We start from the raw sequence: 25,534 nt of genomic DNA on the forward strand, positions 1-25,534 counted from the left end.
GGAGTGTGACTAGCACCGAAGCAACTGCCGCCGGCTCCAGCAGCCCAGGAATCTGGAATCTTCCCAACATCCTGACCATGCTGCGCATCGCCCTGGTGCCGTTCTTCGTCTGGTTCCTCCTCGCCGACGCCCCCGGGCTGGACAGCGAGTCAGGGCCGTGGCGCTGGGCCGCGGTGGTGGCGTTCGCCGTCGCCATCTACACCGACAAGCTTGACGGCGACATCGCCAGGAGTCGCGGCCTCGTCACCAATTTCGGCAAAATTGCCGACCCCATCGCCGACAAGCTCCTCATCGGCTCGGCCCTGGTGATGCTGTCCATCCTGAATGAACTGCCGTGGTGGGTCACCATCGTCATCCTCGTCAGGGAATGGGGCATCACCGCCCTTCGTTTCTTTGTCATCCGGTACGGTGTCATCCCGGCCTCGCGCGGGGGCAAGCTCAAGACGGTCGTTCAGACGGCCGCGATCTTCCTGTACCTCCTGCCGCTCGGCGCGCTGGCGCCGTGGCTTGTCTGGGTGGCTTTCGCCGTCATGATCGTGGCCGTACTGATCACGGTATGGACCGGCGTCGAATACGTCATTGAAGCCCTGCGCATCCGGTCACAGGGCAAGCGGGCCGGAAAAACTACAACTGGCAACTAGGGAGCCGATGTGACCAACCTTCACCACCTGGCGGAACAGGCAGTCAAAAATGCCTTGGAAATGGGCCGCACCGTAGCGACCGCGGAGTCGCTCACTGCGGGAATGGTCAGCGCCGTTCTCGCCGACACAGCCGGAGCCTCAGGCATTCTCCAAGGCGGCGTGGTGGCCTACCAGAACTCCGTCAAAGTGGACGTCCTGGGCGTTCCGGCAGAGCTGCTGGCCGCCGCCGGATCAGTTGACGGTGCTGTCGCAGCGGCCATGGCGGCCGGGGCCAGGACTGCGCTGCATGCAGATATCGGCGTTGCCACCACAGGAGTAGCCGGCCCGGAGGAACACGACGGGAAAGCGGTGGGAACGGTGTTCATCGGGGTTGCCACAGCGGACGGTGCGTCATATGTCGAATACGCCTTCACCGGGAACCGCGCAGAGATCCGCGGACAGGCTTGCGGCGCTGCGCTGGAAAGCCTGACCGCGGCCCTATCTTCCTGAAGCTACCGGGCGTAAAGTTGCCGGGAACAAATCCCGGTGTCCATTAGTTATTACATTGTGTCGCTTCCGGAGAGCGGAGGCGCCTAGGATGAATAAACCACCACGGTTCGCTCCACGGCGGACCGAACTCATGAGGGAGCAAGGCGATACAGATGGTAAAGCAGCCCGTATCCATAAACGGCGTTGTCCGCTGGAAGGATGTGGGCCTCGCCGATCAGGCCAAGAGCGAACAGAAGGAGCGCAAGATGGTTGTACTTCGTCACGAAATCGGTGATGTCCTGCGCGATGTACGCCAGCGCCAGGGACGCACGCTCCGCGAAGTTTCGCACAGTGCCCGTGTTTCCTTGGGCTACCTCAGCGAAGTAGAGCGCGGCCAGAAGGAAGCTTCATCAGAGCTCCTCTCGTCAATCTGCTCAGCCCTGGACGTGCCGCTGTCCAGCATGCTCAGGGAAGTCAGCGACCGTGTCGCCGTCGCCGAGGGCGTTGCCGTTCCGGACACCGTTCCCCAGGAATTCTCACAGCGCTACGGCCGCGACCTTGATCGCGATTTGAGCGCTGAACTCAACAACGAACTGTCCAAGGGCCTGCTTTCCGGCGCACGGTAAGCCGTCCGCAGGAGCCAGACAGGAAGTACAGCAAAGCCTCCGGCCATGGGCCGGAGGCTTTGTTGCGTGTGGTGGCTATTTTGGAGTGTCGCCGGTGGGCGGGTCCTTTGCGAAGCCGTCGAGTTCAAAGATGGAGTTGAGTTTTGCCATGTATTCGGCGAGGGTCTGCAGTTCCCCGACCGGCCACTCACCGAGCCGCTCACGGAAATCCTGGCGGCGCGCATCCTGGACCTGATGCATCTTTTCCTCGCCCTTTTCGGTGAGGCGGATCGACTGCGCCCTTCCGTCCAGGGGATCAGCTTCCTTGAACACCAGCCCGATGCTTTCCAGGAAGGCGATCTGGCGGCTGACGGAAGGCTTTCCCACGCCGATGCTCAGGGCGAGGTCTGTCAACCGGATGGGTCCCTCGCGCCGGATGACCGCAAGCAGGCCGTAGGCCGCCGGCTCCATGTCCGGATGCACCTGCCGCGAGAGCTGATGGGACACCGAACGGGCACGCCGCCAAAAGAGACTGATTTGTTGTTCCACGGTGTTCAAGGCTTCATCGACGGTGTCCTTGTCGGTACCTGTCTCCACAGGGGACGTCGCGGGAAGGCCTGTCTCAGGAGGGCCGTCGGCAGTGTTGCTCATGGCAACAATTCTAGGGTCCGGGACCGTGAGAGACTCTATTGGTGCGGATCAGTGACTATTGGCGGCTTATGGACGACGAATTCGGGGCTGGCTACTCCCGGGTCTTGAGCAGCACCCTGGTCCTGGCCGGGGCCGGCGGGCGAACCGCCGACCAGGCCCTCGCGGCCGGAATGAGCCCCCGGCAGGTGTGGCTGGCCATCTGCGATGTCCAGGATGTGCCGCCGGAGCGGCGCCTGGGACGCGACGTCAAACCCCTGCGCGACTGACGCCGCCACCAACCGGACATCGTTCCCCAGGCTCACGTGCGCCCTTTCTGCGCTGACACGCCGCCGGATCTGTTCGAATACCTGTTCGGGTAAAGCTATGCTTTTCGTAGTGGGTTATCCACATAGGCGATGTCATCCGGCCAGAATGTCAGCGGGTGCCATTAGCGTCAGAGATGACCAAGAAATGGCCGCTGAGGCCACTCCAAAGCGAGAAAGCATTAGAGGTGTGAACCATGGCGGCAGCCCCGGATCGTCAAAAGGCGCTCGACGCAGCGCTGGCACAGATTGACAAGCAGTTCGGCAAAGGCTCGGTCATGCGGCTGGGCGATGAAGTCCGTGCCCCCATCGAGGTCATCCCCACCGGATCCATCGCGTTGGACGTGGCCTTGGGAATTGGCGGCCTGCCCCGCGGCCGCGTCGTGGAGATCTACGGCCCGGAATCTTCGGGTAAGACCACCGTGGCACTGCACGCCGTTGCCAACGCGCAGCGCCTGGGCGGCATTGCCGCCTTCATCGATGCCGAGCACGCCCTCGACCCCGAATACGCAGCCAGGCTGGGCGTGGATACGGACGCCCTCCTGGTCTCGCAGCCGGACACAGGCGAGCAGGCCCTGGAAATCATGGACATGCTCATCGGCTCCGGCTCGCTGGACGTCATCGTCATCGACTCCGTTGCTGCCCTGGTGCCGCGCGCGGAAATCGAGGGCGACATGGGCGACAGCCACGTGGGTCTGCAGGCCCGCCTCATGAGCCAGGCGCTGCGTAAGATCACCGGCCGCCTGAGCCAGACCAAAACCACCGCCATCTTCATTAACCAGCTCCGTGAAAAGATCGGCGTGTTCTTCGGCTCCCCGGAGACCACCACCGGCGGTAAGGCCCTGAAGTTCTACGCGTCCATCCGCATCGACGTCCGTCGGATCCAGACGCTCAAGGAAGGTGCCGACTCCGTCGGTAACCGCACCAAGGCCAAGATCGTCAAGAACAAGATGGCCCCGCCCTTCAAGATCGCCGAATTCGACATCATCTATGGCCAGGGCATTTCCCGCGAGGGCGGCATCATCGACATGGGCGTTGAGCACGGCATCATCAAGAAGTCGGGCTCGTGGTTCACGTACGACGGCGACCAGCTGGGCCAGGGCATGGAGAACTCCCGCAGGTTCCTGCGCGACAACCCAGAGCTGGCGACCGAACTGGAGCGCCTGATCAAGGAGAAGCTTGGTGTCGGGGTAGTCAAGCCCGCCGAAGCCGATGCCAAAGACACGCCGAAGCTGAAAGCTGTTGACGGCTTCTAGGGACGCCCCTGACGTGACGGCCGGGCAGAGCGCCGGATGGCGTGCGGCCGGGCATGACACCGGATCGGGGCGACGGCAGCGGAGACGGGGCGGACGCCCCGGCTTCGGGCCGGATGGACCCGATCCGGATGCTGCCATCGCCGGAGACGCCGAGGCAAACGCAGAGGCAGAACCGGATCCAGCGTCCGTGGCGCGGGCCATTGTGTTGCGGCAGTTGACCAGTTCGGCCAAGAGCCGGCTGCAGCTGGCGCGGAAACTGGCCGAGCGGAACATTCCGGAGGATGTGGCGGAAGCCGTCCTGGACCGCTTCCAGGAGGTCCGCCTCATTGACGACGCCGAGTTCGCCGACATGTTGGTGCGCAGCCGGTCGCAGTCTCGGAAGCTCGCCAAAGGGGCCCTCCGGCGCGAACTTGCGGACAAAGGAATTGACGCAGACACCGCTGCCGCCGCGCTGGAACAGCTTTCCGACGCGGACGAGGAAGTGTCTGCCCGGCTCCTGGTGGAACGCAAGCTCCGGGCAGGCACGGATTTGTCGGACCGCGCCGAGCGGGACAAGGTCACGCGGCGACTGGCGTCAATGCTTGCCCGCAAGGGCTATCAGCCGTCGCAGGCGTTCCGGGTCGTCGGCGAGGTGCTCGACGCACATGCGGAGACCCAAACAGACGCACCGGACGCCCTGCCGGATCTGTAGGCCCGGGGAAGCGGCGCCCCGCCGATAAGGCAACCTGAGCGATCCCGCAACCGTAGCGACCCGGTACCCTTAACAGGTGAGTTTGACCATTCCTTCCCCCGCATCCGGTACCGCCCCGTCAGCCGACCCAGCCCTCCAGCAGCCCCGTACCTATCAGGTGCGCACTTTCGGCTGCCAGATGAACGTGCATGATTCGGAGCGGATGGCCGGCATGCTCGAGGAAGCGGGCTACGTACCGGCCAGCGGTGAACAGGCCGACGTCGTGGTGTTCAACACTTGCGCGGTCCGGGAAAACGCGGACAACAAGCTCTACGGCAACCTGGGCATGTTAGCGCCCGTCAAGGCCGCCAACCCGGGTATGCAGATCGCCGTGGGAGGCTGCCTGGCCCAGAAGGACCGCGAGACCATCCTGAAAAAGGCTCCCTGGGTGGATGCTGTCTTCGGCACCCACAATGTCGGAGCCCTCCCGGCACTGTTGGACCGGGCCCGGCACAACAACGAAGCCCAGCTGGAGATCCTCGAATCCCTGGACGTCTTCCCCTCCACCCTGCCCACCAAGCGTGACTCGGTCTATTCCGGCTGGGTCTCCATCTCGGTCGGCTGCAACAACACCTGCACGTTCTGCATCGTCCCGGCCCTGCGCGGGAAGGAAAAGGACCGCCGCCCGGGCGACATCCTGGCTGAAATCCAGGCCCTGGTGGATGACGGCGCCATCGAAGTCACCCTGCTGGGCCAGAACGTGAACTCCTACGGTGTGGAGTTCGGTGACCGGCAGGCGTTCTCCAAACTCCTGCGCGCGTGTGGGGAAATTAAAGGCCTGGAACGGGTCCGCTTCACCAGCCCCCACCCCGCCGCCTTCACCGACGATGTCATAGACGCCATGGCCGAAACCCCCAACGTGATGCCGCAGCTGCACATGCCGCTGCAGTCCGGGTCCGACAAAGTCCTGAAGGACATGAGACGGTCCTACCGTTCCACCAAGTTTTTGGGCATCCTGGACAAGGTCCGCGAGAAGATCCCGCACGCCGCCATCTCCACTGACATCATTGTCGGCTTCCCCGGCGAAACCGAGGAAGACTTCCAGGCCACCCTTGACGTTGTGGAGCAGTCGCGCTTCGCGACGGCTTTCACCTTCCAGTACTCGAAGCGTCCGGGTACTCCCGCGGCGGACTTGCCGGACCAGCTTCCTAAGGCCGTGGTCCAGGAGCGATTTGAACGCCTGACCGCACTGCAGGACAGGATCGCCGCCGAGGAAAACGCCACGCAGCTTGGCCGCCGGGTAGAAGTGATGGTCACCGCCCACTCAGGGCGCAAGTCCGAAGAAACCCACAGGCTGTCCGGCCGGTCCGAGGACCAGCGACTGGTGCACTTCTCCGTTCCCGAGGGGGCAGAGGTGCCGCGTCCGGGGGACCTGGTCACCGTCACCATCACCGAGGCCGCAGCCTTCCACCTCGTGGCCGACCCGTCGTTGCAGGACTACAGCCTGCGGCGTTCCCGCGCGGGGGACGCCTGGGACAGGTCCCAGGCAGATTCGTGCGGCGCTCCCGTGCCGGCTGCCGCAGGCGGCGCCGGCCGCACCGGAGTCTCGCTGGGGATGCCCACGCTGCCGGTACGGAGCCGCTGACCGGTGGTCCAGCCTCCGGTTATTGCTGTTGTTGGTCCCACAGGGTCAGGTAAGTCCGATCTAGCCGTGAATCTTGCCCTGGAGCTGGACGGCGAGGTCATCAATGCCGACGCCATGCAGTTCTATCGCGGGATGGACATAGGCACCGCCAAGATCACGCCGGCAGAGCGCAAGGGTGTTCCCCACCACCTTCTGGACATCCTGGACGTCACGGAGGAGGCCAGCGTTTCAGACTTCCAGCAGCAGGCCCGGAGCATTGTCAGCGATATCCACGCGCGCGGCAAGCGAGCCATTCTGGCGGGCGGTTCGGGTCTCTACGTGCGGGCCGCCCTCGACGTCCTCGAATTCCCGGGCACGGATCCTGTCCTCCGGCAGCGGCTCGAGGCTGAGCTCGATGAAGCTGGCCAGGATGCCCTCCTGGCACGGCTCCGGGAGGTGGATCCGGTGTCAGCGGGCCGTGTCTCCGATGCGCGCCGGATCATCAGGGCGCTCGAAGTCCATGAGCTCACCGGCCGGCCCTTCAGTTCCTTTATGCCCCAGCGGGAGTATTTCCAGCCTGCCGTCCAGATCGGCCTGGCCGTGGACCGCGACGTCCTCCGTGAACGGCTGGCACTGCGGGTCCACAACATGGTGGACCAGGGGCTGTTGGGGGAAGTGCGCCAGCTGGACACGGCCGGTCTCCGCGGCGGCAAAACTGCGCCGAGGGCCCTCGGCTATGCCCAGTTCCTGAAAGTGCTCGCCGGCGGTTCAACAGTTGGCGAGGCTGCCGAGGACACCATTGTGGCCACGCGGCAGTTCGCCAGGCGCCAGCTCACGTGGTTCCGCGCCGATCCCCGCATCACTTGGCTGGACTGGCAGGCGCCGGACCTTGCGGCCCAGGCCGTGGCTCTCAGCCGGTAATCTAGGACCATGGACGCAACTCCCGCAGAGACCACAGAGCCCGTCTTCCACACCTTGGGCGGACTCCGCTTCTCCAAGGGACACGGCACCGGCAACGACTTTGTGCTGGTCGCCGACCCAGACGGCGTCCACACCATCGACGCCGGCCAGGTAGCCGCGCTCTGCGACCGTCACCGCGGGATCGGCGGCGACGGACTGATCCGGGCCGTCCCCTCCCGGTACCTCTCCGAAGGTCGCGAGCTGCTGCTGAGCAGCCCCGAGGCCGAATGGTTCATGGACTACCGCAACGGCGACGGGTCGCTCTCGGAAATGTGCGGCAACGGGGTCCGCGTATTTGTGCACTTCCTGCGTGCCGAGGGCTTGGTTGACCTGCCCGACGGCGGCGCGCTCACCATCGGGACGCGCGGCGGCGTCAAGACCGTGGTCCGGACAGGGGACAGCTATGCGGTGGACATGGGCGCGTGGGAATTCATTTTCCCCGGCGACGCGACCGCGAAAGCCATGGACTCGCTGGTAACCGCAGACGGCCTGGAAGTGCCCCGCCCGGCCCTGTCAGTGAGCATGGGCAACCCGCACACCGTGGTGGCACTGGCTGAACTGTCCGAATTGGAAGCCACCAGGCTCTACACTGCTCCGAAGGTCGATCCGGTGCCGGCCAATGGAACCAACGTTGAATTCGTCGTGCCTGCCGAACCGCTGGTCCACAAGGGGATCGGCACCATCACCATGCGCGTCCATGAGCGGGGTGTGGGCGAGACCCAGTCCTGTGGAACAGGCGCGTGCGCCGCCGCAGTGGCCATCCGGCACTGGGCCGGGGCGGAAGCGCCGGACTCCTGGCAGGTCAACGTGCCGGGCGGCGTGGTCGGGGTGAAGTTCTTCGCCGGGGCGGGCGGGCACGAGCACGTCGAGCTCAGCGGGCCCGCCGTAATTGTGGCTACTGGGACGCTTTCCTGACCCGAAGGATGCGGAAGGACTTGGACGCGGACTCCCGGCTCACGGCGAAGGATGCATCCAGTTCCGTCGCGAGCCAGCGCTGAAGCGAATCCGAGCCCAGGTTTTTTTGGACCACCAGCCACGCGGAGCCGCCCGGCGCCAGCCGGGGCAGCCACAGCTTCAGGAGGCTGTGGAGTTCATCCTTGCCGATCCGGATGGGCGGATTGGACCAGATCGTGTCAAAGCGCAGGTCCGGGTCCACCGCCTCCGGAGTGCTGGCCAGCACGTTGCCCAGGCCCAGCAGGGACGCATTCTCGTTGGTCAGCGTGATGCAGCGTTCATTGACGTCCACGGCGTAGACCTTGGCGTGTGGCGCCCGCAATGCGAGGGTCAGGGCAATGGGCCCCCAGCCGCAGCCGATGTCAAGGAGGTTGCCTGTGGGGTCCGGGGCCGGGACCTCGGCCAGGAGCACCGCCGTCCCCTTGTCGATGCCGTCGGGGCTGAAGATGCCGCCGGACGTCTGCAGCGTGCGTGTCTCGCCGGCCAGTTCCACGGTGAGCGGCTTGCGGGTGAACGGCCCGGCGGGCGATGCGCTGAAATAGTGTGCGGACTCCATAACTGGCCAGATTAGTTGGCCGGGGTGGACAATGCGAAACCGCGGGCACCGCTTCTGCTAATCTTGAACCCATGTTCTTGATCTTCGAGTAGCCGGCACGGCCGGTGTCCCTCCCGGACGCCGCCTGTTCCGAAGCCGTGCCCCGCAGCGATGCAGGTATTAACCTTCCGCAAGTGCGCCACATGCCAGGTCTTCCGTATCTGGTATGCCGCCGGGCAATACTCGAGCGATCTGCCGCCGCCGGTCCTTGCTGTTTTGCCCGCGCTTCCACCACTCCACGCATCCCCGGATGCGAAGACTCCCTGCGCGGCCCGGTCCCGACCGGCGCGCAGCAGACCAGGAGGCCCGGATGACTGCAAGCCGTCAGCCCAGCGCGAATACTTCACCACTGAACAACGATCGGCACTATTCTGAAAATGCCGAAACTTCAAAGGAGACCATGACCAGCCAGCCCAACACCGGTTCAGATCCAGCAGCCCAGGACATGAGTCCCGAGGAGATCCAAGCTGTCATCGACCGGATTCTCGCCAAGGACGTACCGGCCAGGAACGTCACCGCCGCAGACGGTGACAAGAGCGTGTTCGGCAGGGCCCAGGCGATCTCCCGCTTGGACGACGAACACACCAGCTACGACGGCGACCAGCAGGACCGGGAGGAACGCCGGGCGCTGAAGCGCGTGGCCGGGCTGTCCACCGAACTCGAAGATGTCACCGAGGTCGAATACCGGCAACTGCGGCTCGAACGTGTGGTCCTGGCTGGGCTATGGTCCGAAGGCACCTTGGCGGACGCGGAGAATTCCCTGCGTGAGCTCGCCGCCCTCGCCGAAACAGCAGGCTCGGAAGTCCTGGACGGGATGGTGCAGCGCCGTGCCAAACCGGACCCGGGCACGTTCCTGGGTTCCGGAAAGGCCCTCGAGCTCAAGGAAATCGTGATGGCCACCGGGGCTGACACCGTTGTGGTGGATGCCGAACTGGCACCGTCCCAGAGGCGTAGCCTCGAGGACATTGTCAAGGTCAAAGTCATTGACCGCACGGCCCTGATCCTGGACATCTTTGCCCAGCACGCCAAGAGCCGTGAAGGCAAGGCCCAGGTGGAACTGGCGCAGCTCGAATACCTCCTGCCACGACTGCGTGGCTGGGGTGAATCGATGTCCCGCCAGGCCGGTGGCCAGGTGGGCGGCGCTGGCGCCGGCATGGGTTCGCGCGGACCGGGTGAAACAAAAATCGAACTGGACCGTCGCCGGATCCGGACCCGCATGGCCAAGCTGCGGCGCGAGATCGCTGCAATGAAGCCGGCGCGGGAGACCAAGCGGGCCAACCGCCGTCGTAATTCAGTGCCTTCGGTTGCGATTGCCGGGTACACCAACGCCGGGAAGTCATCGCTGCTGAACAGGCTGACCGACGCCGGCGTGCTGGTGGAGAACGCACTCTTCGCCACCCTGGATCCCACCGTGCGAAAGGCAGAGACCTCCGATGGCCTCGGCTACACCCTGGCGGACACCGTGGGTTTTGTCCGTTCACTGCCCACCCAGCTGGTGGAGGCCTTCCGCTCCACGTTGGAGGAAGTGGCTGACGCGGATCTGATCCTGCACGTGGTGGACGTGTCCCACCCGGACCCCGAGGGCCAGATTGCCGCTGTCCGCAAGGTCTTCAGCGAAGTGGATGCCCGCAAGGTGCCCGAAATCATTGTCCTGAACAAGGCCGATGCCGCGGATCCTTTTGTGGTGGAGCGCCTCAAGCAGCGCGAGCCGCGCCACGTAGTGGTCTCGGCACGCACAGGCCAGGGGATCCCCGAACTGCTGCATGCCATCAGTGAGGGGATTCCGCGGCCCGGCGTGAAGCTGGAGCTCCTTATTCCCTACGACCGCGGTGACCTGATCAGCAAACTGCACGAGACCGATGCCGAGATCCTGAGCCTGGATCACGGCGAGCACGGTACCCGTGTTTTGGTGATGGTGCGTGAGGGCCTTGCGGCTGAACTGGAACCCTTCATCAACCATGACTGAGGTTGCGGCAGGGGAAGTCAAAGGTACGGCCGGCGAGCAGTTCGTGATCGAATTGCTCGACCGCGCCGTGGCCGGCATGGGCGGTCAAAGCCGCAGTGGGCAGCACGAGATGGCCAGGCAGGTGGCCAAGGCCATCGAAACCGGCGACCACCTCTTGGTTCAGGCCGGAACGGGGACCGGAAAGTCGCTGGCCTACCTCATTCCGCTCATTGCGCACTCGCTGGTGAGCAACAAACCCACCTTGGTGTCAACGGCCACGCTTGCGCTGCAGACCCAGATTGTGGGCCGCGACCTTCCCCGGCTGCTGAAGACCATCACCCCTGCCCTGGACCGCCCGGTCAAGGTGGCCCTGGTCAAGGGTCGCTCCAACTATGTCTGCCAGCACAAGCTCGAAGGCGGGTTCCCCTCCGAGGAACCCGCCGAGGGCCAGCTGTTCTCCCTCGGCGAAGACACCAGCGTCCCGCATTTCGCCGCCGCATTGGGCGGGCCCTCGTCCCAGCTGGGCAAGGAAGTGGTGCGCCTGCGCGAGTGGGCGGAGAAGACCACCACGGGCGACCGTGACGAACTCCTGCCCGGCGTTACTGACCGGGCCTGGCGGCAAGTTTCGGTGACGTCCATGGAATGCCTGGGGGCCCAAAAATGCCCCATGGCAGCCGAATGCTTCAGCGAACTGGCTCGCCACGACGCCGCCGAGGCCGACGTTGTGGTCACCAACCATGCCATGCTCGCTGTCAGCGCCTTTGAAGGCCTGGCAGTGCTTCCCGAATACGACGTTGTGGTGGTGGACGAGGCCCACGAACTGCAGGACCGGGTCACCGGTGCGGTATCGGGGCAACTCTCCGTGGCAATGGTCCACGCTGCGGCGTCGGGCGCTCGGAAACACACGGCCATCACTGTGGATGCCCTCAACGCAGCTGCCGCCAACCTGGAACTCGCCTTGGCCGGCGTGCCCAACGGGCTGCTCCCGAATGGCCTCAACGACGAACAGCTGGATTGTGTGGACCAATTGCGTGAGGCCTGCCGCGCCGCGCTGTCCGATTCCAAGGTGGACGGCAGCCAAACGGCCGACGGCGGGCGGCAGCTCGCGCGCTCACGCCTGATGCTGATCCTCGAGCTGTGCGAGCGGCTGATCGTGGCCCGTGAAAACCGCGAGGTTGTGTGGTTTTCCCGCGCAAGTTCCTTCGATCCGCAACAGGGCTATGCGCAGCCCGACGACTCTGCGCCGGTCCTGGTCAACATCGCGCCGCTTAGCGTTGCCGGCAAGCTCCGCGAAGGGCTGTTCGCCGGCCACACGGTTGTGCTGACCTCGGCAACCCTGGCCATCGGCTCAGCCTTTGAACCGACCGCCGGCGGCTTGGGACTGGTGGGGGAGGGCGCGCCCAGCTGGAGCGGGATCGATGTCGGATCGCCCTTCGACTATCCCAAACAAGGGATCCTCTACGTCGCAGGGCACCTCCCCAAGCCGGGCCGCGGGGCGTCGCCGGAGGCCCTCGATGAACTTGAGGCGCTGATCCGCGCGTCCGGCGGCGGCGCCCTGTGTCTGTTTTCGTCGCGCCGAGCCGCCGAGGAGGCCGCTGAAGCGATGCGTCCCCGGCTTGGCCTCAGCATTCTCTGCCAGGGCGACTCCACCATGACGGCCCTGGTGAAGCAGTTCGCGGACGAGCCCGATACCTGCCTGTTCGGCACCATGTCCCTGTGGCAAGGCGTTGATGTTCCGGGTGGATCATGCAGGCTGGTGGTGATCGACCGCATCCCGTTCCCGCGGCCGGATGACCCGCTGATGACCGCACGGTCCCGCGCCGTTGCGCAGGCCGGCGGAAACGGCTTTATGGCGGTATCGGCGACCCACGCGGCCATCCGCCTGGCCCAGGGCGCGGGAAGGCTGATCCGTTCCACCGGAGATAAAGGTGTGGTGGCGGTGCTTGATTCCCGGCTGGCCACCGAGCGCTACGCCGGATTCCTCCGCGCCGCTCTGCCGCCGTTCTGGCCCACCACGGACCGCAAGACCGCGTTCGCCGCCCTGGAAAGGCTGGCCGGAAAGGGCGCCTGACTGCGCGCAGGTCCTATAGCGACCGCAGGACCGAGACGACCTTGCCCATGATTGTGGCGTGATCGCCCAGGATGGGCTCGTACTGGGTGTTCTGCGGCAACAGCCACGTGTGGCCATCGCGCTGGCGGAAGGTCTTGACGGTGGCTTCGTCGTCCAGCAGGGCCGCGACAATATCGCCGTTGGAGGCGTCTGCCTGCCGTCGGACCACTACCCAGTCGCCGTCGCAGATGGCAGCATCCACCATGGAGTCGCCGGCCACGCGCAGCATAAAGAGCTCACCCTGGCCCACGAGCTGCCGGGGCAGGGGCATCACATCTTCCACCACCTGGTCAGCAAAGATGGGCCCGCCGGCCGCGATCCGGCCCACCAACGGCACCATCGCGGTGTCCATGGCAGAGGGAAGTTCGGTGACCGTCCCGCCGATGCCGTGCAGGACTGAGGGCTTGGTTGTCCCGTTCGCCTTAGGGGACCCGCCGTCAAGCGTCAACGGCATCAGGACTTCCATGGCGCGCGGACGCTTGGGGTCCCGGCGAAGGTATCCCAGCTTCTCCAGTTGCGAGAGCTGGTGGGTCACGCTCGACAAACTCGCCAGGCCCACGGTGTCACCGATTTCACGCATCGACGGCGGATAGCCGTTGTCATTCACCGAGCGCTGGATGGTTTCAAGGATCTTCTTTTGGCGGGCGGTGAGCCCCTTGGGAGTCCGTGGGGGTTGGCGGCGCTGCGGTGTCGCCTTGCCCTCGGCGGCTGGTGCTGCCATGTTCGCCAATGCCTTTCGGTTGCCCGGCTCCGCTCCGGCCGCTGGTGCCTGGAACGCCCCGGGGCTGGTGTCGGAGTTGATTGTCAGACCCTGCTGATGAACTACAGAGGTGGTTGTTCTTTCATCCAAACGTAGGCCAGCCACAGGGCTTTTTCAAACATTTGTTCTAGCGAGTCTCGACAATATTCGTTGATAAGTGCTAAAAATGAAGAAGCAAAGTTCGAACATGTGTTCTACTCGTTGCTTGCGGATTCGAATATTCGAATCTATGGACGGCTCAGGCCGGTACCGGCAAGTGGACGCGGAGGGCGCGCCGGGCAGCACAGTATGGTCCAGGAGGGCTCATTTCATGTCAGCTTTATCTGCTTCGCAGGACTCGCGTCCGCAGTTCATTTCCGTGCAGGACCTCACCTCGCGGCAGTGGTCCGCACCCGTTTCGACGTCGGGTTCGGCGCCAAGGCAGCGCAGGGAACCGTTGCCGCCGCTGCGCCTGACCCGCAGGGGCCGGATTGTCCTCATCGGCATCCCGCTGGTGATTCTTGCCGCAATCCTGCTTTCCCTGGCAGGTTTCCTCAACGCCCCGGCAAAGGCCGCCGATTCTGCCGCCGACCTGTCGCTAACGCCAACAGTCTCGGTCACGGTGCAGGCCGGCCAGTCACTCTGGGCCATCGCCAGTACCGTTGCGCCCGAGCGTGATCCCCGTGATGTCATCGCGGATATTGCCCAGTTGAACAACCTTTCCGCCGGCGGCGTTGTCCCCGGACAGCAACTCTTCGTCCCCACCAGGTAAAGAGCCTGCGGGCTCGGGCGTGTGCCGCCGCAGGCCGTCACATTTTCCGGCCGTCTGCTTCGGACCTAAACTGTTCAGGTGAATGACCAGCTAGAGCGTCTGAACAGACTTCCCCTCCGGACCAACCTCCGCGGACTGACCCCGTACGGTGCCCCGCAGTTGGATGTACCTATCCTGCTGAACGTCAACGAAAACACCCATGGCGTCCCGGCGGACGTCCGGGCCGCGATCAGCGTGGCCGTGACGGAAGCCGCGGCGGGCCTCAACCGCTACCCGGACCGTGAGTTCACCGAACTCCGGGAAGCGCTGGCCGAATATCTCGGCCACGGTCTGGATGCCACCAACATCTGGGCGGCCAACGGGTCCAACGAGGTCCTCCAGCAGATTCTCCAGGCCTTCGGCGGACCCGGGCGGACGGCCCTGGGATTCCCGCCCACGTACTCCATGTATCCGCTCCTGGCCAGCGGCACGGACACCGGGTACATCGTCGGGCAGCGGGCCGACGATTACGGGCTCAGTGCCGAGTCGGCCGCGTTGCAGGTCAAAGAGCTTCAGCCCAACATCGTTTTCCTCTGCTCGCCGAACAATCCCACCGGCACTGGGCTGGGCCTGGACGTCGTGGAGGCCGTGTACGAGGCCGGCGAGGCCAGCCATACCATCGTCATCGTTGACGAGGCCTACCACGAGTTCGCCCACGACGGAACGCCGAGCGCCCTTACGTTGCTGCCCGGCCGGGAGCGCCTCATCGTGTCCCGCACCATGAGCAAGGCGTTCGCCCTCGCGGGCGCCCGTCTGGGCTACATGGCCGCCGCTCCTGAAGTCACGGACGCACTGCGCCTGGTCCGGCTGCCGTACCACCTTTCGGCCATCACCCAGGCAACAGCCCTCGCCGCCCTGCAGCACCGCACTGCGCTGATGGCCGACGTCGAGGACATCAAGGAGCAGCGCGACCGCATCGTCTCGGAACTCACGCGAATGGGACTCAAACCTGCCGCCTCCGATTCGAACTATGTCTTCTTCGGCGGCCTCGACAGCCCGCATGACGTCTGGCAGCGGCTGCTGGACGACGGCGTGCTGATCCGCGACGTCGGCATCCCCGGCCACCTGCGTGTCACGGCGGGAACTGAGACGGAGACCACAGCCTTCCTGACGTCGCTGGAACGCATCCTGGCCAGCCAGGCCAGGATGCCCGCCTAAACTTGAAGTATTGGCGCCGCCGCGCGCCGGCACATCTCCTTCGCTTTCGCATCACTGACTTCGCCTAAAGGACATATGACCATGAGCTTCACCGGATCGAACGCTGCCGCGCCCCGGACCGCACGCATGGAGCGTGCCACCAGTGAATCGTCAGTGCTCGTGGAGATTAACCTCGACGGCACGGGCGTTTCGGACATCGACACGTCTGTCCCGTTCTACGACCACATGCTGACGGCGCTCTGCAAGCACTCGCTCATTGACATGACGGTCAAAGCCACCGGTGACACCCACATTGACGTCCACCACACCGTGGAGGACGTCGCCATCACGTTCGGTGAAGTTCTGCGCACAGCCTTGGGAAACAAGGCCGGGATCCGCAGGTTCGGCGAGGCCACCGTGCCCCTCGACGAAGCCCTGGCGCAGGCCGTCGTCGACGTCTCCGGCCGCCCCTACCTGGTGCACGGCGGAGAGCCTGCCGGGCAGGAGTACCACTTGATCGGCGGCCACTTCACGGGGTCATTGACCCGCCACGTCTTTGAGGCCATCACGCTTCACGCCGGCATCTGCCTCCACATGAACGTCATCGCGGGCCGCGACCCGCACCACATTGTGGAAGCGCAGTTCAAGGCCTTCGCCCGCGCCCTGCGTGCTGCGGTAGAGCCCGATCCCCGCGTGGAGGGAATCCCCTCCACCAAGGGTGCCCTGTGAGCGGCCAAATTCTCCGGGACGGCGCCGTCATCGATCCGGCAACCGGCAAGAAGCCTGTGTCGCCCGAAGGCAAGCCGACGGTCACTGTCCTGGATTACGGTTCGGGAAACGTCCGGTCCGCCGTGCGCGCCCTGGAGCGGGCAGGAGCCGAGGTCATCCTCAGCTCCAAGCCGGAGGACGTGCTTAATGCCGACGGCCTGGTGGTACCCGGCGTCGGCGCGTTCGAGACTGTAATGCGCGAGCTCAAGGCCGTGGACGGCATCCGGCTGATCGGCCGGCGCGTGGCCGGGGGCAGGCCGGTCCTGGCAATCTGCGTGGGCCTGCAGGTTCTGTTCGAGGCCGGGGTGGAGCACGGGACAGAAGCTGAAGGCATGGGGGAGTGGCCGGGCAAGGTGGAACTCCTTCCCGCTGAGGTGGTGCCACACATGGGCTGGAACACGGTTGACGTTCCGGAAGGATCCAAACTCTTCGCCGGCGTCGCGGACCAGCGCTTCTACTTCGTTCACTCCTATGGTGTCCAGGACTGGAACTTCGACGTGATCCAGCCGCGGATGACTGCGCCCCTGGTGACCTGGTCAGAGCATGGCGCGCGCTTTATTGCCGCAGTGGAGAACGGACCGCTCTGCGCTACCCAGTTCCACCCGGAAAAATCCGGCGACGCCGGTGCACGGCTGCTGCGCAACTGGGTGGACGGCCTTCGCAAGCCAGCTGCCACGGACGCCGCCTAGATGTGGTCGATTGTCCTGATGGGCCTGGCCGGCCTATTGGTGGGCGGCGCACTGTCCTTCAGGCAGCAGCACAAACCGCTCTGGACCCAGGTGGGCTTCTACGTCCTGGCCGGCATGGCGCTGCTGGCCGCGTACCTGCTGACGCTTCCTGGAACCTAGCCCACGCAACCCCCAGTTCCGCTTCCACGCGCAACCCAACACCCAAAAGGATTTGAGATGACCACCGCAACCGATCTGCCGGTTCTTGAACTGCTGCCCGCCGTCGACGTCGTAAACGGACAGGCCGTGCGGCTGGTCCAAGGCGAAGCCGGCAGCGAGACGAACTACGGCACACCGCTGGAGGCAGCCCTCAACTGGCAGGAGCAGGGCGCCGAATGGGTACACCTGGTGGACCTCGACGCCGCATTCGGCCGGGGCTCGAACGCCGGGCTGCTCCGTGAATTGGTGGGCCGGCTTGACATCAAGGTGGAGCTGTCCGGCGGACTCAGGGACGACGAATCCCTCGAAGCGGCGCTGGCCCTCGGCGTTGCCCGCGTCAACCTCGGCACAGCGGCGCTGGAAAACCCCGAGTGGACCCGCAGTGCCATCGACCGCTTTGGCGACAGGATCGCCGTCGGCCTCGACGTCCGCGGAACCACGCTGGCAGGCCGCGGCTGGACCAAAGAAGGCGGCGACCTCTGGGAGGTCCTGGGCCGGCTCGAAGAAGCCGGGTGCTCCCGGTACGTTGTCACTGACGTTACGAAAGACGGCACACTGCAGGGTCCCAACGTTGAACTCCTGCGCCAGATGGTGGAGAAGACCGGCAAACCGGTGGTCGCCTCCGGCGGCATCTCCAGCCTGGACGACTTGAAAGTGCTGCGCTCCCTGGTGCCGCTGGGCGTGGAAGGCGCGATCGTGGGCAAGGCGCTGTACGCCGGTGCCTTCACGCTCCCCGAAGCCCTCGACGTCGCCGGCCGCCGCTAGGCGGTTCCGTGGACAGCACGCACAACGCCGATCCGGCAGCGGAATCGCCGCCGCCGCGCCATCTGCCCGGACACATTGCGGCGGCTTTGGCGGGCGCGGGCGGCCGTACTGACTCGGCCGGCCGGCCGTGGGAAGGCCGGAGCCTCGCCGGGGACGAAGGCAGGATCCATAACTTCGAGGACGACGACGGCACGGCCGACGCAGGCTACCTCGCCGCCGTCGCGGCTCTGGTTGACGGCAACGGCGACGAAGCGGCTGTGGTGGCCTCGCTGGCCACCGCCCGAGTCTTTATCCCGATCATCGCCCAGCTCGGCGAGGAAGCGGCCGGCGTCGACGGCCTGACGTCGGACAAACAGGCGGACATGGCGCTGGTCACCCTGAAGGCCGCCGACGGCCGGACGGCCATGCCGGCGTTCAGCTCGGCGAATGCCTTGGCTGCCTGGCACCCCGAAGCCCGGCCGGTGGCGGTATACGCCGCCAGGGCTGCCCTCTCAGCCGTGGCCGAGGGGGCCGAGCTGCTGGTGCTCGATCCGGGCTCGGAGGTCACGTTCGTGGTCCGGCGGCCCGCCGTCTGGGCGCTGGCCCAACAACGGGAGTGGATCCCTTCCTACACAGACGCGGCGTTGGCAGCCGAGATGGCTGAGGCAACGGCCGCCTTCCCTGCGGTGCGCAAGCTTGCCCTCCTCCCGGGTTCCGGCGTCGCCGTCCTCACCGGTACCGGTGCCACGCTCACCGGGGGCGGTGCCGGGCCGGAACTTCAGGTGCTGCTCCACCTTGAGGATGGGTTGGACGCTTTGGCAGTACAGGACCTGGTGTCCGGCCTCCAGCAGGCATGGTCCCGGAATGTATTGTTTGGAGAGCGTGTTGACTCGATCGAAATCAAGTTGCGGCGCGCGGCACAATAGCTGACGGTTGGCGCGGAGATCCCGGGCTGCCGCGGGCAGACCCAAAGGATTTTCCGTGAACTTCGCTCTTTACCGGGAGCTGCTGGCCCACCGGCCCATCCGGCGGCTGCTGCTGGTCGGCATGATCGCCCGCATCCCCCACTCCGCGGCAGGCCTGCTGCTGACCCTGCATATCGTCCTGACCCTGGACCAGGGGTACGCAGCAGCCGGCGCCGCAGCGGCTGTTATGACCATCGGCATTGCCGTTGGCGCACCATGGCGCGGCAGGCGCGTGGACACTGTTGGCCTGCGCCGGGCGCTGATTCCGTCAGTGGTGTCAGAGGCCCTCATCTGGTCCATGGTGCCGCACGTGTCCTACCAGTGGCTGCTTCCGCTGGTGTTCGTCGGCGGCCTGCTGACGTTGCCGATCTTCAGTGTGATCCGCCAGTCCCTGGGCGTCCTCGCGGACGGCGATCAGCGGCGGACCGCTTTTGCGCTGGACTCGATCGCCACGGAGATGGTGTTTATGATCGGGCCTGCCGCCGGAGCCGTTGTGGCCACCAGCGGCTTCACCGCTCTGGGACTCACCGTGGTGGGCGTTTCCACGTCACTGGCCGGATTGTTCCTGATGTGGTTCAACCCGCCCACCCGAAGTGCCACGCAGACTGAGGAGTGCCAGGCAGACCAGCGCCACGCCGCGGAAGTGGCTGTGGTTTCCGCCGCACCAGCACACCTCCAGGAAGCAGCGGCAGACCTCGTCCCGGCCGGGGCAGAACGCATCCGCAGCGGGTCGGCGGGGCTGCGCGGCAAGGTGGCCCACAACTTCGCCTGGCTCACGGCCACTGTAGCGGCCGTATTCGCCGTGGCGGCTGGAACCGGCATGGTGCTCAGCGGCACGGACGTTGGCATTGTTGCTGCCCTGGAAACAGGCGGGCACCAGGGCGAACTCGGCATTGTGTTCCTCTTTTGGTGCGCCGCATCGGTGGCCGGCGGACTGGTCTACGGGGCCATGCACCGTCCAGTTTCGCCGATCCTCCTGCTGCTGGGGATGGCGGCCCTGACTATCCCGATGGGCTTCGCCCAGGACACCTGGACGCTGGCCTTCGTCTCGATCCTTCCGGGCCTGTTGTGCGCCCCTGTCCTGTCGGCCGCCTCCGAACATGTGGCAGACCTGGTGGCGGAGGACCGCCGCGGCGAGGCGATGGGCTGGTACGGCTCTGCGCTGACTGCCGGTGTGGCGCTCGGGGCGCCCCTTGCCGGGATTTTCATCGACGGGATGGGACCATCCGGCGGCTTTGTCTCCGTGGGCGTGGCCGGCGTTCTGCTCTGCCTTGTGGGACTGCTGCTCCAGGCCCACCGACGCCGGAGCGCCGCCGTCTGACGCCGGCCTCCAGAGTTTTTTGTCCAGATATTCCGCCTTTCCAGGTGCGGAAGTCCCGTTATCTGGACAAAAACTTAGGTGAAACACGACGGCGGCGGACGGTCCGTGTGGACCGTCCGCCGCCGTCGTCGTACTTTGTGAAGTTTGCTGGCTGGTTCTAGTTGACGGCGCCGGTGTACTTCTCGCCCGGGCCCTTGCCCGGGGCATCCGGGATGATGGACTCCTCGCGGAACGCGAGCTGCAGGGAACGCAGGCCATCGCGCAACGGGCCGGCGTGCTGGGATCCGATTTCGGGGGCCGCTGAGGTCACGAGTCCGGCAAGGGCGGTGATGAGCTTGCGGGCCTCGTCCAGGTCCTTGAGTTCCTCTGCATTGTCCTCGGCGGCGAGGCCCAGCTTGACCGCTGCCGCGCTCATCAGGTGCACGGCGGCGGTGGTGATGACCTCGATGGCCGGCACCTCCGAGATATCGCGGATTTGCTGGGTCACGTCAGCCTTGGCGGCCGGGGCCTCGAAAACGTGTGAATTACTGTCTGGGGTGCTCATACTGGTAAGCTTGTCACAGACCGACTGGATGTCGTTATTTCGCTGTGGAAGGTCCCACCAACGCTTAGCTGCGTTAGGCGGGATTTGTTCTGTAGAATGACATGCAGTTTGCAAGCGGAGTACTCTCCCACCCGCGTCAGCCGTTTTCCCCGCCGGAAGTAATTCCTGAGGAAGCAAGGTTGCCGGGTACCGGTCGGACAGTTCCATCCGGCATTGAGCCTGGGGAAGTGCGCACTGCCTCTGCTGAGGTCGGTGCATCCGATCATCGAGGCCTTCGATTGCTCCGGCAATTGGGGGCCTTCTCTATTTGCCGGTGAATACCACATCAATCACAGGAGCTTTAACATTAGCGAGCCAAGAATCAATGAGCGTATCCGCGTCCCCGAGGTGCGGTTGGTCGGTCCTGCAGGTGAACAGGTAGGAATCGTCCGTATTGACGATGCCCTGCGTTTGGCTGCCGAGTCCGATCTTGATCTCGTTGAAGTTGCACCGCAGGCCAAGCCTCCGGTGTGCAAGCTGATGGACTTCGGCAAGTACAAGTACGAGGCCGCCGTCAAGGCACGTGAAGCACGGAAGAACCAGACCAACACTGTTCTGAAGGAAATCCGCTTCCGCCTCAAGATTGACACCCACGACTACGAGACCAAGCGCGGCCATGCACTGCGCTTCCTCGGTGCCGGTGACAAGGTCAAGGCCATGATCCAGTTCCGCGGCCGTGAGCAGCAGCGTCCGGAGATGGGCATCCGCCTGCTCCAGCGCTTCGCTGACGATGTCGCCGAAGTGGGCGTTGTGGAGTCCAGCCCCCGTATCGATGGCCGCAACATGGTCATGGTCGTGGGCCCGCTGAAGAACAAGGCCGAAGCCAAGGCCGAGGCACGCCGCGCATCGCAGCGTGCAGAGGCCAAGGCGCAGAACGAAGCGAAAGCTACGGGTGGCGGCCGCATCGACGTGTCCGGCGACGACCAGGCGCCGCTCACGCAGTCGCTGGCTGACCTTCTTCCGGAAGGTTTCGCCATCACCACGGAGCCGGAAACCGAAGCTCCGGCGGCACAGTCTGAAGCTCCTGAGGCGCCTGCTGAAGCCGCTCCGGAAGCCGAGGCCCCTGTCAAGGAAGCGCCAGCGAAGGAAGCTCCCGTCAAGGAAGCCGCCGCGAAGGAAGCTCCTGCAAAGGAAACCGCCGCCAAGGCAGCACCCGTGAAGGAAGCCGCCGTCCAGGAGGCGCCCAAGCAGGCTGCCCCGAGGGCCGCTGCTCCCAAGCGTGAGGCTCCCAAGGCAGCCCCGGCACCCGTCAAGGCTCCTGTCGCTGCCAAGCCCGCCGAAGCTGCGGCTCCGGCAGCTCCGAGGCCGCCGGTGCCGATGCCTAAGCCGATCGCCCGGCCGGCAGCGCCGAAGCCTGCTGCAAGGCCTGCCCCCAAGGCAGCTCCGAAGCCGGCTGGCAAGAAGACTACCTAGTTCAAAGCTGCGGGAGGTTATCCTCCTGCAGTACGCAACCAGCATGCCGCCTGCAGGGGCGGCGGCTCGAAAGAACTGCAGACAATGTCTGTGGACACGTAAGGAGATCGGTTCCCATGCCGAAGATGAAGACCCACAGTGGTGCTAAGAAGCGCTTCAAGCTGACCGGCAGCGGCAAGCTGCGCCGCCAGCAGGCCAACCGCCGCCACTACCTTGAGCACAAGTCCTCCAGGCTGACTCGTCGCCTCGCCGGCGACAAGATTGTCTTCAAGGGTGACGCTAAGGTCATCCGGAAGATGCTCGGCATCTAAGTTCCAAGTTCTCTGACTGATGCCACCTGGCAGCAGTCAACTACCAAAAAGGCTTCTCAGGCCAGCCGGTTGTTCCGGCAGTAGATGCTTGGGATCAGAATTTTCGAAGGAGTACGCACGTGGCACGTGTGAAGAGGGCGGTCAACGCCCACAAGAAGCGCCGGGTTATCCTTGAACGCGCAAAGGGCTACCGTGGACAGCGTTCACGCCTGTACCGCAAGGCTAAAGAGCAGCTGCTGCACTCGTTTGTGTACAGCTACGGCGACCGCAAGAAGAAGAAGGGCGACTTCCGCCGCCTGTGGATCCAGCGCATCAATGCTGCATCCCGCGCCAACGGCCTGACTTACAACCGTCTGATCCAGGGCCTGAAGGCCGCTGAGGTCGAGGTTGACCGCCGTATGCTTGCTGAGCTGGCCGTTTCGGATGCGAACGCATTCGCCGCGCTGGTGAAGATCGCCAAGGATTCCCTGCCTGCCGACACGTCCGCTCCGGCCGTCGAAGCCGCAGCCCCCAAGGCACCCAAGGCCAAGGCTGCAAAGCCTGCCGCTGACGTGGCTGCCAAGTAGCACCCACGCCAGTTCGAGGACTGGTGGCTGAAGCCACTAAGGTTCTTGTATGAACGAAACCGGGCGCCCGCAAGACTTTCCACTCTCCAACCCCCGAGCTGATCGGGTGAGGAAGGTGGCACAGCTTGCCGGGCGCCCGGCCCGTTCAAAGCGCAGCGAGTTTCTGGCGGAGGGTCCCCAAGCTGTCCGTGAGGCCCTCACTCTGCACCAGAAAAGGATTGCAGCGGGCGAGCCCGGCGCCGTCTATGAGGTGTACGCGAGCGAGGCCTGCCTCGACCGGCACCCGGACCTGGAGGCTCTCGCGGAGGGCATTGACGCATACCTCACTACCGACGAAGTGCTGGCCGCGATGGCGGACACGGTTACCCCGCAGGGCATTCTCGCGGTCTGCGGTTTCCTGGACGTGAGCCTTGAGCAGGTCCTCGACGCCGGCCCTCGGCTGCTTGCAGTGCTGTGTCAGGTCCGGGACCCGGGCAACGCCGGCACTGTACTCCGGGCTGCTGACGCGGCCGGGGCGGACGCCGTCATCCTGACCTCGTCCAGCGTTGACATCTATAACCCCAAGGCCGTCCGTTCCACCGCCGGTTCCCTGTTCCATCTGCCCGTGGTCCTGGGTGCCGATATCGCGGAAGTGGCAGCCGCCTGCCGTGCGCGGGGAATTGGCATACTGGCCGCCGACGGTGACGGTGACGTCAACCTGGATACGCTCCAGGACGAAAACGCCGCCCGCCGGATCGCAGGCCCTGGCGTCGAATCGCTGTTCGCCCTGGAGGGTCCCACAGCGTGGCTGTTCGGAAACGAAGCGCAGGGGCTCGCCGAAGATGAACTGGCCTTGGCCGATCACCGGGTGGCCGTGCCCGTATACGGCGCAGCCGAAAGCTTGAACCTCGGCACGGCGGCAACGGTGTGCCTCTACGCGAGTGCCAGGTCCCAGAAAGCGTGACTGAACACGTGACTTAAAAGGCAGGGCCCCGGAAGTTCTCCGGGGCCCTTGCTGTATGAATCAGGTGAGGTAGGGGTATCAGGGCGCCCGTGTGCTCTTGCTGCGTCCTGTGATGGCGCCGTAGACGCCGGCAACTACCAGGCCGCCTACGATGGCCAGGATCCAGGTACCCAGATCAAAGAAGGCAAGGTCACCCTTGCCGAACAGGAGGCTGCCAATCCAGCCGCCTACAATCGCGCCGACAACGCCGAGCACGAGACTCGTCACCCAGCCGCCGCCGACTTTGCCCGGCATAACGGCTTTCACGATGGCCCCTACGATGAGGCCGAGAATAATCCAAGCAAGAAAACCCATGTCTCCTCCTTCATATTCGTCGGGACTAAACGTCCCGATTAGTGTTCAAGCTAACATACGGCCCCTCCGATGTCAGCAGGCTTAGTGGATGTCAGAAGTGCGTCTTCTGCACCCGAAAAGGTACGGTATTCGTGGGCGGAGCCGACTGCGGCGCCGCGAATATCCCTGCTTGTTCTTGAAACCTGTGAAGAGGAGAAGCCTCCGTGGCTGCAAATGGCGGTGCCAAGGCGATCGTCGCGGCCCTAGCCGCAAACCTGACCATCGCCGTCCTGAAATTCGTGGCCTTTTTTCTGACGGCTTCCTCGTCGATGCTGGCCGAAGCCATCCACTCGATTGCCGACTCCGGCAATCAACTGCTGCTCCTGATCGGCGGCAAGCGCGCCAGAAAGGCAGCCAGCCCGAAGCACCCGTTCGGGTATGGCCGTGAACGCTACATTTACGCCTTTATCGTCTCGATCGTGCTCTTCAGCGTGGGTGGGCTTTTTGCACTGTTCGAAGCGTGGGAGAAGCTGCAGCACCCGCACGCCATCGAAGGGGACTTCTGGTGGGTTCCTTTGGCGGTGCTGATCGGCGCCATTGTTGCTGAGTCTTTCTCGTTCAGGACGGCCATCATCGAATCCAACCACGTCCGCGGCAAGCAGGGCTGGGTGAGCTTTGTGCGCACGGCCAAGCAGCCGGAACTGCCGGTCATCCTGCTGGAAGACCTCGGGGCGCTTCTTGGCCTTGTGTTCGCGCTCGTGGGTGTGAGCATGACCCTCGTCACCGGCAACGGGATCTGGGACGCCGCGGGTACCGGCATGATCGGCCTGCTGCTCGTGGCCATCGCTGTGGTGCTGGCTATCGAAACCAAGTCCTTGCTGCTGGGCGAGTCCGCCACCCGGGATGACGTGGCCCGCATCAGTGAGGCCATCGAGGCCGGGGGACACAACCGGATCATCCACCTCAAGACCCTTCACCTCGGACCGGAGGAGCTGCTGGTGGCCGCCAAGATCTCCGTGGGTGCCGCAGAAACCGGCCGGGACATCGCCGCCGCGATTGATGGTGCGGAGTCCCGAATCCGCACCGCCGTTCCGATGGCCCGGGTGATCTACCTCGAACCGGATCTGCACCGCGAGGACAGTCGCACGGACGGGGTCTCAGGCGCCGGTCAGGTTCCCGGTGCAGGCCAGATAGCCGCGGAGGCCGGGGCTCAGGACCCGCAGGCCTGACGT

Annotated in this window: 28 protein-coding genes and 2 pseudogenes; 24 read left to right on the plus strand and 6 right to left on the minus strand. The window is 65.0% G+C overall.

All coding sequences use genetic code 11. The features are described from left to right. Positions 1 to 5 precede the first annotated feature (5 nt). The 3 genes from pgsA (at position 6) to ACX80M_RS15305 (ending at position 1,735) form a co-directional block, all read left to right on the plus strand. Positions 6 to 641 (plus strand): CDP-diacylglycerol--glycerol-3-phosphate 3-phosphatidyltransferase, encoded by a 636-nt coding sequence (gene pgsA, locus ACX80M_RS15295; protein ID WP_459309930.1) that lies wholly within the window; start codon positions 6 to 8, stop codon positions 639 to 641. A 9-nt stretch (positions 642 to 650) separates the two neighbouring features. Beyond that, entirely contained in the window at positions 651 to 1,130 is a 480-nt protein-coding gene (locus ACX80M_RS15300; protein WP_459309931.1) for a CinA family protein, read from the plus strand. Between the two features lie 152 nt (positions 1,131 to 1,282). Next, entirely contained in the window at positions 1,283 to 1,735 is a 453-nt protein-coding gene (locus ACX80M_RS15305; RefSeq protein WP_111906474.1) for a helix-turn-helix domain-containing protein, read from the plus strand. Between the two features lie 75 nt (positions 1,736 to 1,810). Here the strand turns inward: ACX80M_RS15305 and ACX80M_RS15310 are convergent, their stop codons facing one another. Continuing rightward, the gene (locus ACX80M_RS15310) at positions 1,811 to 2,365 is read right to left on the minus strand and encodes a MarR family winged helix-turn-helix transcriptional regulator (protein ID WP_459309932.1); all 555 of its coding nucleotides are present in this window, start codon (positions 2,363 to 2,365) and stop codon (positions 1,811 to 1,813) included. A 41-nt stretch (positions 2,366 to 2,406) separates the two neighbouring features. Between ACX80M_RS15310 and ACX80M_RS15315 the strand changes: the two genes are divergently transcribed. From ACX80M_RS15315 to dapF, 6 genes are all read left to right on the plus strand, one after another. Then, positions 2,407 to 2,631, plus strand: a complete 225-nt coding sequence (locus tag ACX80M_RS15315) for a DUF3046 domain-containing protein (protein WP_056343046.1) — start codon at positions 2,407 to 2,409, stop codon at positions 2,629 to 2,631. 233 nt (positions 2,632 to 2,864) lie between these two features. Then, positions 2,865 to 3,923 (plus strand): recombinase RecA, encoded by a 1,059-nt coding sequence (gene recA / locus ACX80M_RS15320; RefSeq protein ID WP_056342912.1) that lies wholly within the window; start codon positions 2,865 to 2,867, stop codon positions 3,921 to 3,923. Positions 3,924 to 4,110: 187 nt separating this feature from the next. Continuing rightward, positions 4,111 to 4,614: a regulatory protein RecX gene (locus ACX80M_RS15325; protein WP_459309940.1), complete on the plus strand. Its 504-nt coding sequence runs from the start codon at positions 4,111 to 4,113 to the stop codon at positions 4,612 to 4,614. Between the two features lie 76 nt (positions 4,615 to 4,690). Further along, complete coding sequence (gene miaB / locus ACX80M_RS15330; RefSeq protein ID WP_252613656.1) at positions 4,691 to 6,238, plus strand: tRNA (N6-isopentenyl adenosine(37)-C2)-methylthiotransferase MiaB; 1,548 nt, start codon at positions 4,691 to 4,693, stop codon at positions 6,236 to 6,238. 3 nt (positions 6,239 to 6,241) lie between these two features. Further along, positions 6,242 to 7,138 (plus strand): tRNA (adenosine(37)-N6)-dimethylallyltransferase MiaA, encoded by an 897-nt coding sequence (gene miaA / locus ACX80M_RS15335; RefSeq protein ID WP_252611211.1) that lies wholly within the window; start codon positions 6,242 to 6,244, stop codon positions 7,136 to 7,138. A gap of 9 nt (positions 7,139 to 7,147) precedes the next feature. Continuing rightward, the gene (gene dapF / locus ACX80M_RS15340; protein WP_252611213.1) at positions 7,148 to 8,092 is read left to right on the plus strand and encodes a diaminopimelate epimerase; all 945 of its coding nucleotides are present in this window, start codon (positions 7,148 to 7,150) and stop codon (positions 8,090 to 8,092) included. Here dapF and ACX80M_RS15345 read toward each other — a convergent pair. Next, entirely contained in the window at positions 8,073 to 8,687 is a 615-nt protein-coding gene (locus ACX80M_RS15345; RefSeq protein WP_459309933.1) for a class I SAM-dependent methyltransferase, read from the minus strand. The genes dapF and ACX80M_RS15345 overlap by 20 nt on opposite strands. 439 nt (positions 8,688 to 9,126) lie before the next feature. Here ACX80M_RS15345 and hflX point away from each other — a divergent pair, with 439 nt between their 5' ends. After that, on the plus strand, positions 9,127 to 10,692 hold the full coding sequence (gene hflX, locus ACX80M_RS15350) for a GTPase HflX (protein WP_252611216.1): 1,566 nt from the start codon (positions 9,127 to 9,129) through the stop codon (positions 10,690 to 10,692). Continuing rightward, complete coding sequence (locus ACX80M_RS15355) at positions 10,685 to 12,742, plus strand: ATP-dependent DNA helicase (RefSeq protein ID WP_459309934.1); 2,058 nt, start codon at positions 10,685 to 10,687, stop codon at positions 12,740 to 12,742. The genes hflX and ACX80M_RS15355 overlap by 8 nt, the downstream gene beginning before the upstream one ends. A gap of 13 nt (positions 12,743 to 12,755) precedes the next feature. Here the strand turns inward: ACX80M_RS15355 and lexA are convergent, their stop codons facing one another. Beyond that, a complete protein-coding gene (gene lexA / locus ACX80M_RS15360) occupies positions 12,756 to 13,502 on the minus strand; it encodes a transcriptional repressor LexA (RefSeq protein WP_252611220.1) in 747 nt (248 codons plus the stop codon). 349 nt (positions 13,503 to 13,851) lie between these two features. On the opposite strand from lexA, the gene ACX80M_RS15365 reads away from it, so the two are divergent. The 8 genes from ACX80M_RS15365 to ACX80M_RS15400 all read left to right on the plus strand — a co-directional run bounded on the left by ACX80M_RS15365 (position 13,852) and on the right by ACX80M_RS15400 (position 20,153). Next, positions 13,852 to 14,292, plus strand: a complete 441-nt coding sequence (locus tag ACX80M_RS15365; protein ID WP_459309935.1) for a LysM peptidoglycan-binding domain-containing protein — start codon at positions 13,852 to 13,854, stop codon at positions 14,290 to 14,292. A 78-nt stretch (positions 14,293 to 14,370) separates the two neighbouring features. Next, on the plus strand, positions 14,371 to 15,489 hold the full coding sequence (locus ACX80M_RS15370) for a histidinol-phosphate transaminase (RefSeq protein ID WP_252611224.1): 1,119 nt from the start codon (positions 14,371 to 14,373) through the stop codon (positions 15,487 to 15,489). Positions 15,490 to 15,570: 81 nt separating this feature from the next. After that, positions 15,571 to 16,197, plus strand: coding sequence for an imidazoleglycerol-phosphate dehydratase HisB (gene hisB / locus ACX80M_RS15375; protein ID WP_252611226.1), 627 nt, complete (start codon positions 15,571 to 15,573; stop codon positions 16,195 to 16,197). Next, positions 16,194 to 16,925, plus strand: a complete 732-nt coding sequence (gene hisH, locus ACX80M_RS15380; protein WP_141140036.1) for an imidazole glycerol phosphate synthase subunit HisH — start codon at positions 16,194 to 16,196, stop codon at positions 16,923 to 16,925. The genes hisB and hisH overlap by 4 nt, the downstream gene beginning before the upstream one ends. Then, positions 16,926 to 17,084, plus strand: a complete 159-nt coding sequence (locus ACX80M_RS15385) for a hypothetical protein (RefSeq protein ID WP_167349814.1) — start codon at positions 16,926 to 16,928, stop codon at positions 17,082 to 17,084. It abuts the gene before it with no gap. Positions 17,085 to 17,141: 57 nt separating this feature from the next. Beyond that, complete coding sequence (gene priA, locus ACX80M_RS15390; RefSeq protein ID WP_252611228.1) at positions 17,142 to 17,888, plus strand: bifunctional 1-(5-phosphoribosyl)-5-((5-phosphoribosylamino)methylideneamino)imidazole-4-carboxamide isomerase/phosphoribosylanthranilate isomerase PriA; 747 nt, start codon at positions 17,142 to 17,144, stop codon at positions 17,886 to 17,888. Between the two features lie 8 nt (positions 17,889 to 17,896). Continuing rightward, entirely contained in the window at positions 17,897 to 18,793 is an 897-nt protein-coding gene (locus tag ACX80M_RS15395; RefSeq protein ID WP_252564719.1) for an SseB family protein, read from the plus strand. Positions 18,794 to 18,848: 55 nt separating this feature from the next. Then, positions 18,849 to 20,153, plus strand: coding sequence for an MFS transporter (locus tag ACX80M_RS15400; protein ID WP_459309936.1), 1,305 nt, complete (start codon positions 18,849 to 18,851; stop codon positions 20,151 to 20,153). 157 nt (positions 20,154 to 20,310) lie between these two features. Here the strand turns inward: ACX80M_RS15400 and ACX80M_RS15405 are convergent, their stop codons facing one another. Then, complete coding sequence (locus tag ACX80M_RS15405) at positions 20,311 to 20,697, minus strand: DUF1844 domain-containing protein (protein ID WP_056342948.1); 387 nt, start codon at positions 20,695 to 20,697, stop codon at positions 20,311 to 20,313. A 252-nt stretch (positions 20,698 to 20,949) separates the two neighbouring features. Here ACX80M_RS15405 and infC point away from each other — a divergent pair. Next, a pseudogene (gene infC, locus ACX80M_RS15410) lies at positions 20,950 to 21,534 on the plus strand (translation initiation factor IF-3); the annotation flags it as partial. Between the two features lie 311 nt (positions 21,535 to 21,845). Here infC and ACX80M_RS15415 read toward each other — a convergent pair. Further along, positions 21,846 to 22,136: pseudogene (locus ACX80M_RS15415) on the minus strand (hypothetical protein); the annotation flags it as partial. 129 nt (positions 22,137 to 22,265) lie between these two features. Here ACX80M_RS15415 and rpmI point away from each other — a divergent pair. The 3 genes from rpmI (at position 22,266) to ACX80M_RS15430 (ending at position 23,969) form a co-directional block, all read left to right on the plus strand. Then, positions 22,266 to 22,460 (plus strand): 50S ribosomal protein L35, encoded by a 195-nt coding sequence (gene rpmI / locus ACX80M_RS15420; protein ID WP_009358635.1) that lies wholly within the window; start codon positions 22,266 to 22,268, stop codon positions 22,458 to 22,460. Positions 22,461 to 22,579: 119 nt separating this feature from the next. Continuing rightward, positions 22,580 to 23,026, plus strand: coding sequence for a 50S ribosomal protein L20 (rplT, locus tag ACX80M_RS15425; RefSeq protein WP_252611235.1), 447 nt, complete (start codon positions 22,580 to 22,582; stop codon positions 23,024 to 23,026). A 49-nt stretch (positions 23,027 to 23,075) separates the two neighbouring features. Continuing rightward, positions 23,076 to 23,969, plus strand: a complete 894-nt coding sequence (locus ACX80M_RS15430) for a TrmH family RNA methyltransferase (RefSeq protein ID WP_252602073.1) — start codon at positions 23,076 to 23,078, stop codon at positions 23,967 to 23,969. A 78-nt stretch (positions 23,970 to 24,047) separates the two neighbouring features. Here ACX80M_RS15430 and ACX80M_RS15435 read toward each other — a convergent pair whose 3' ends face one another. Next, positions 24,048 to 24,323 carry a GlsB/YeaQ/YmgE family stress response membrane protein gene (locus ACX80M_RS15435; RefSeq protein ID WP_056342958.1) on the minus strand — a complete coding sequence of 92 codons (276 nt, stop codon included), beginning with the start codon at positions 24,321 to 24,323 and terminating at the stop codon, positions 24,048 to 24,050. 203 nt (positions 24,324 to 24,526) lie between these two features. Here ACX80M_RS15435 and ACX80M_RS15440 point away from each other — a divergent pair, with 203 nt between their 5' ends. Then, positions 24,527 to 25,531: a cation diffusion facilitator family transporter gene (locus ACX80M_RS15440; RefSeq protein ID WP_252611237.1), complete on the plus strand. Its 1,005-nt coding sequence runs from the start codon at positions 24,527 to 24,529 to the stop codon at positions 25,529 to 25,531. Positions 25,532 to 25,534: the final 3 nt, after the last annotated feature.

Source organism: Pseudarthrobacter sp. MDT1-22 (assembly GCF_054511035.1).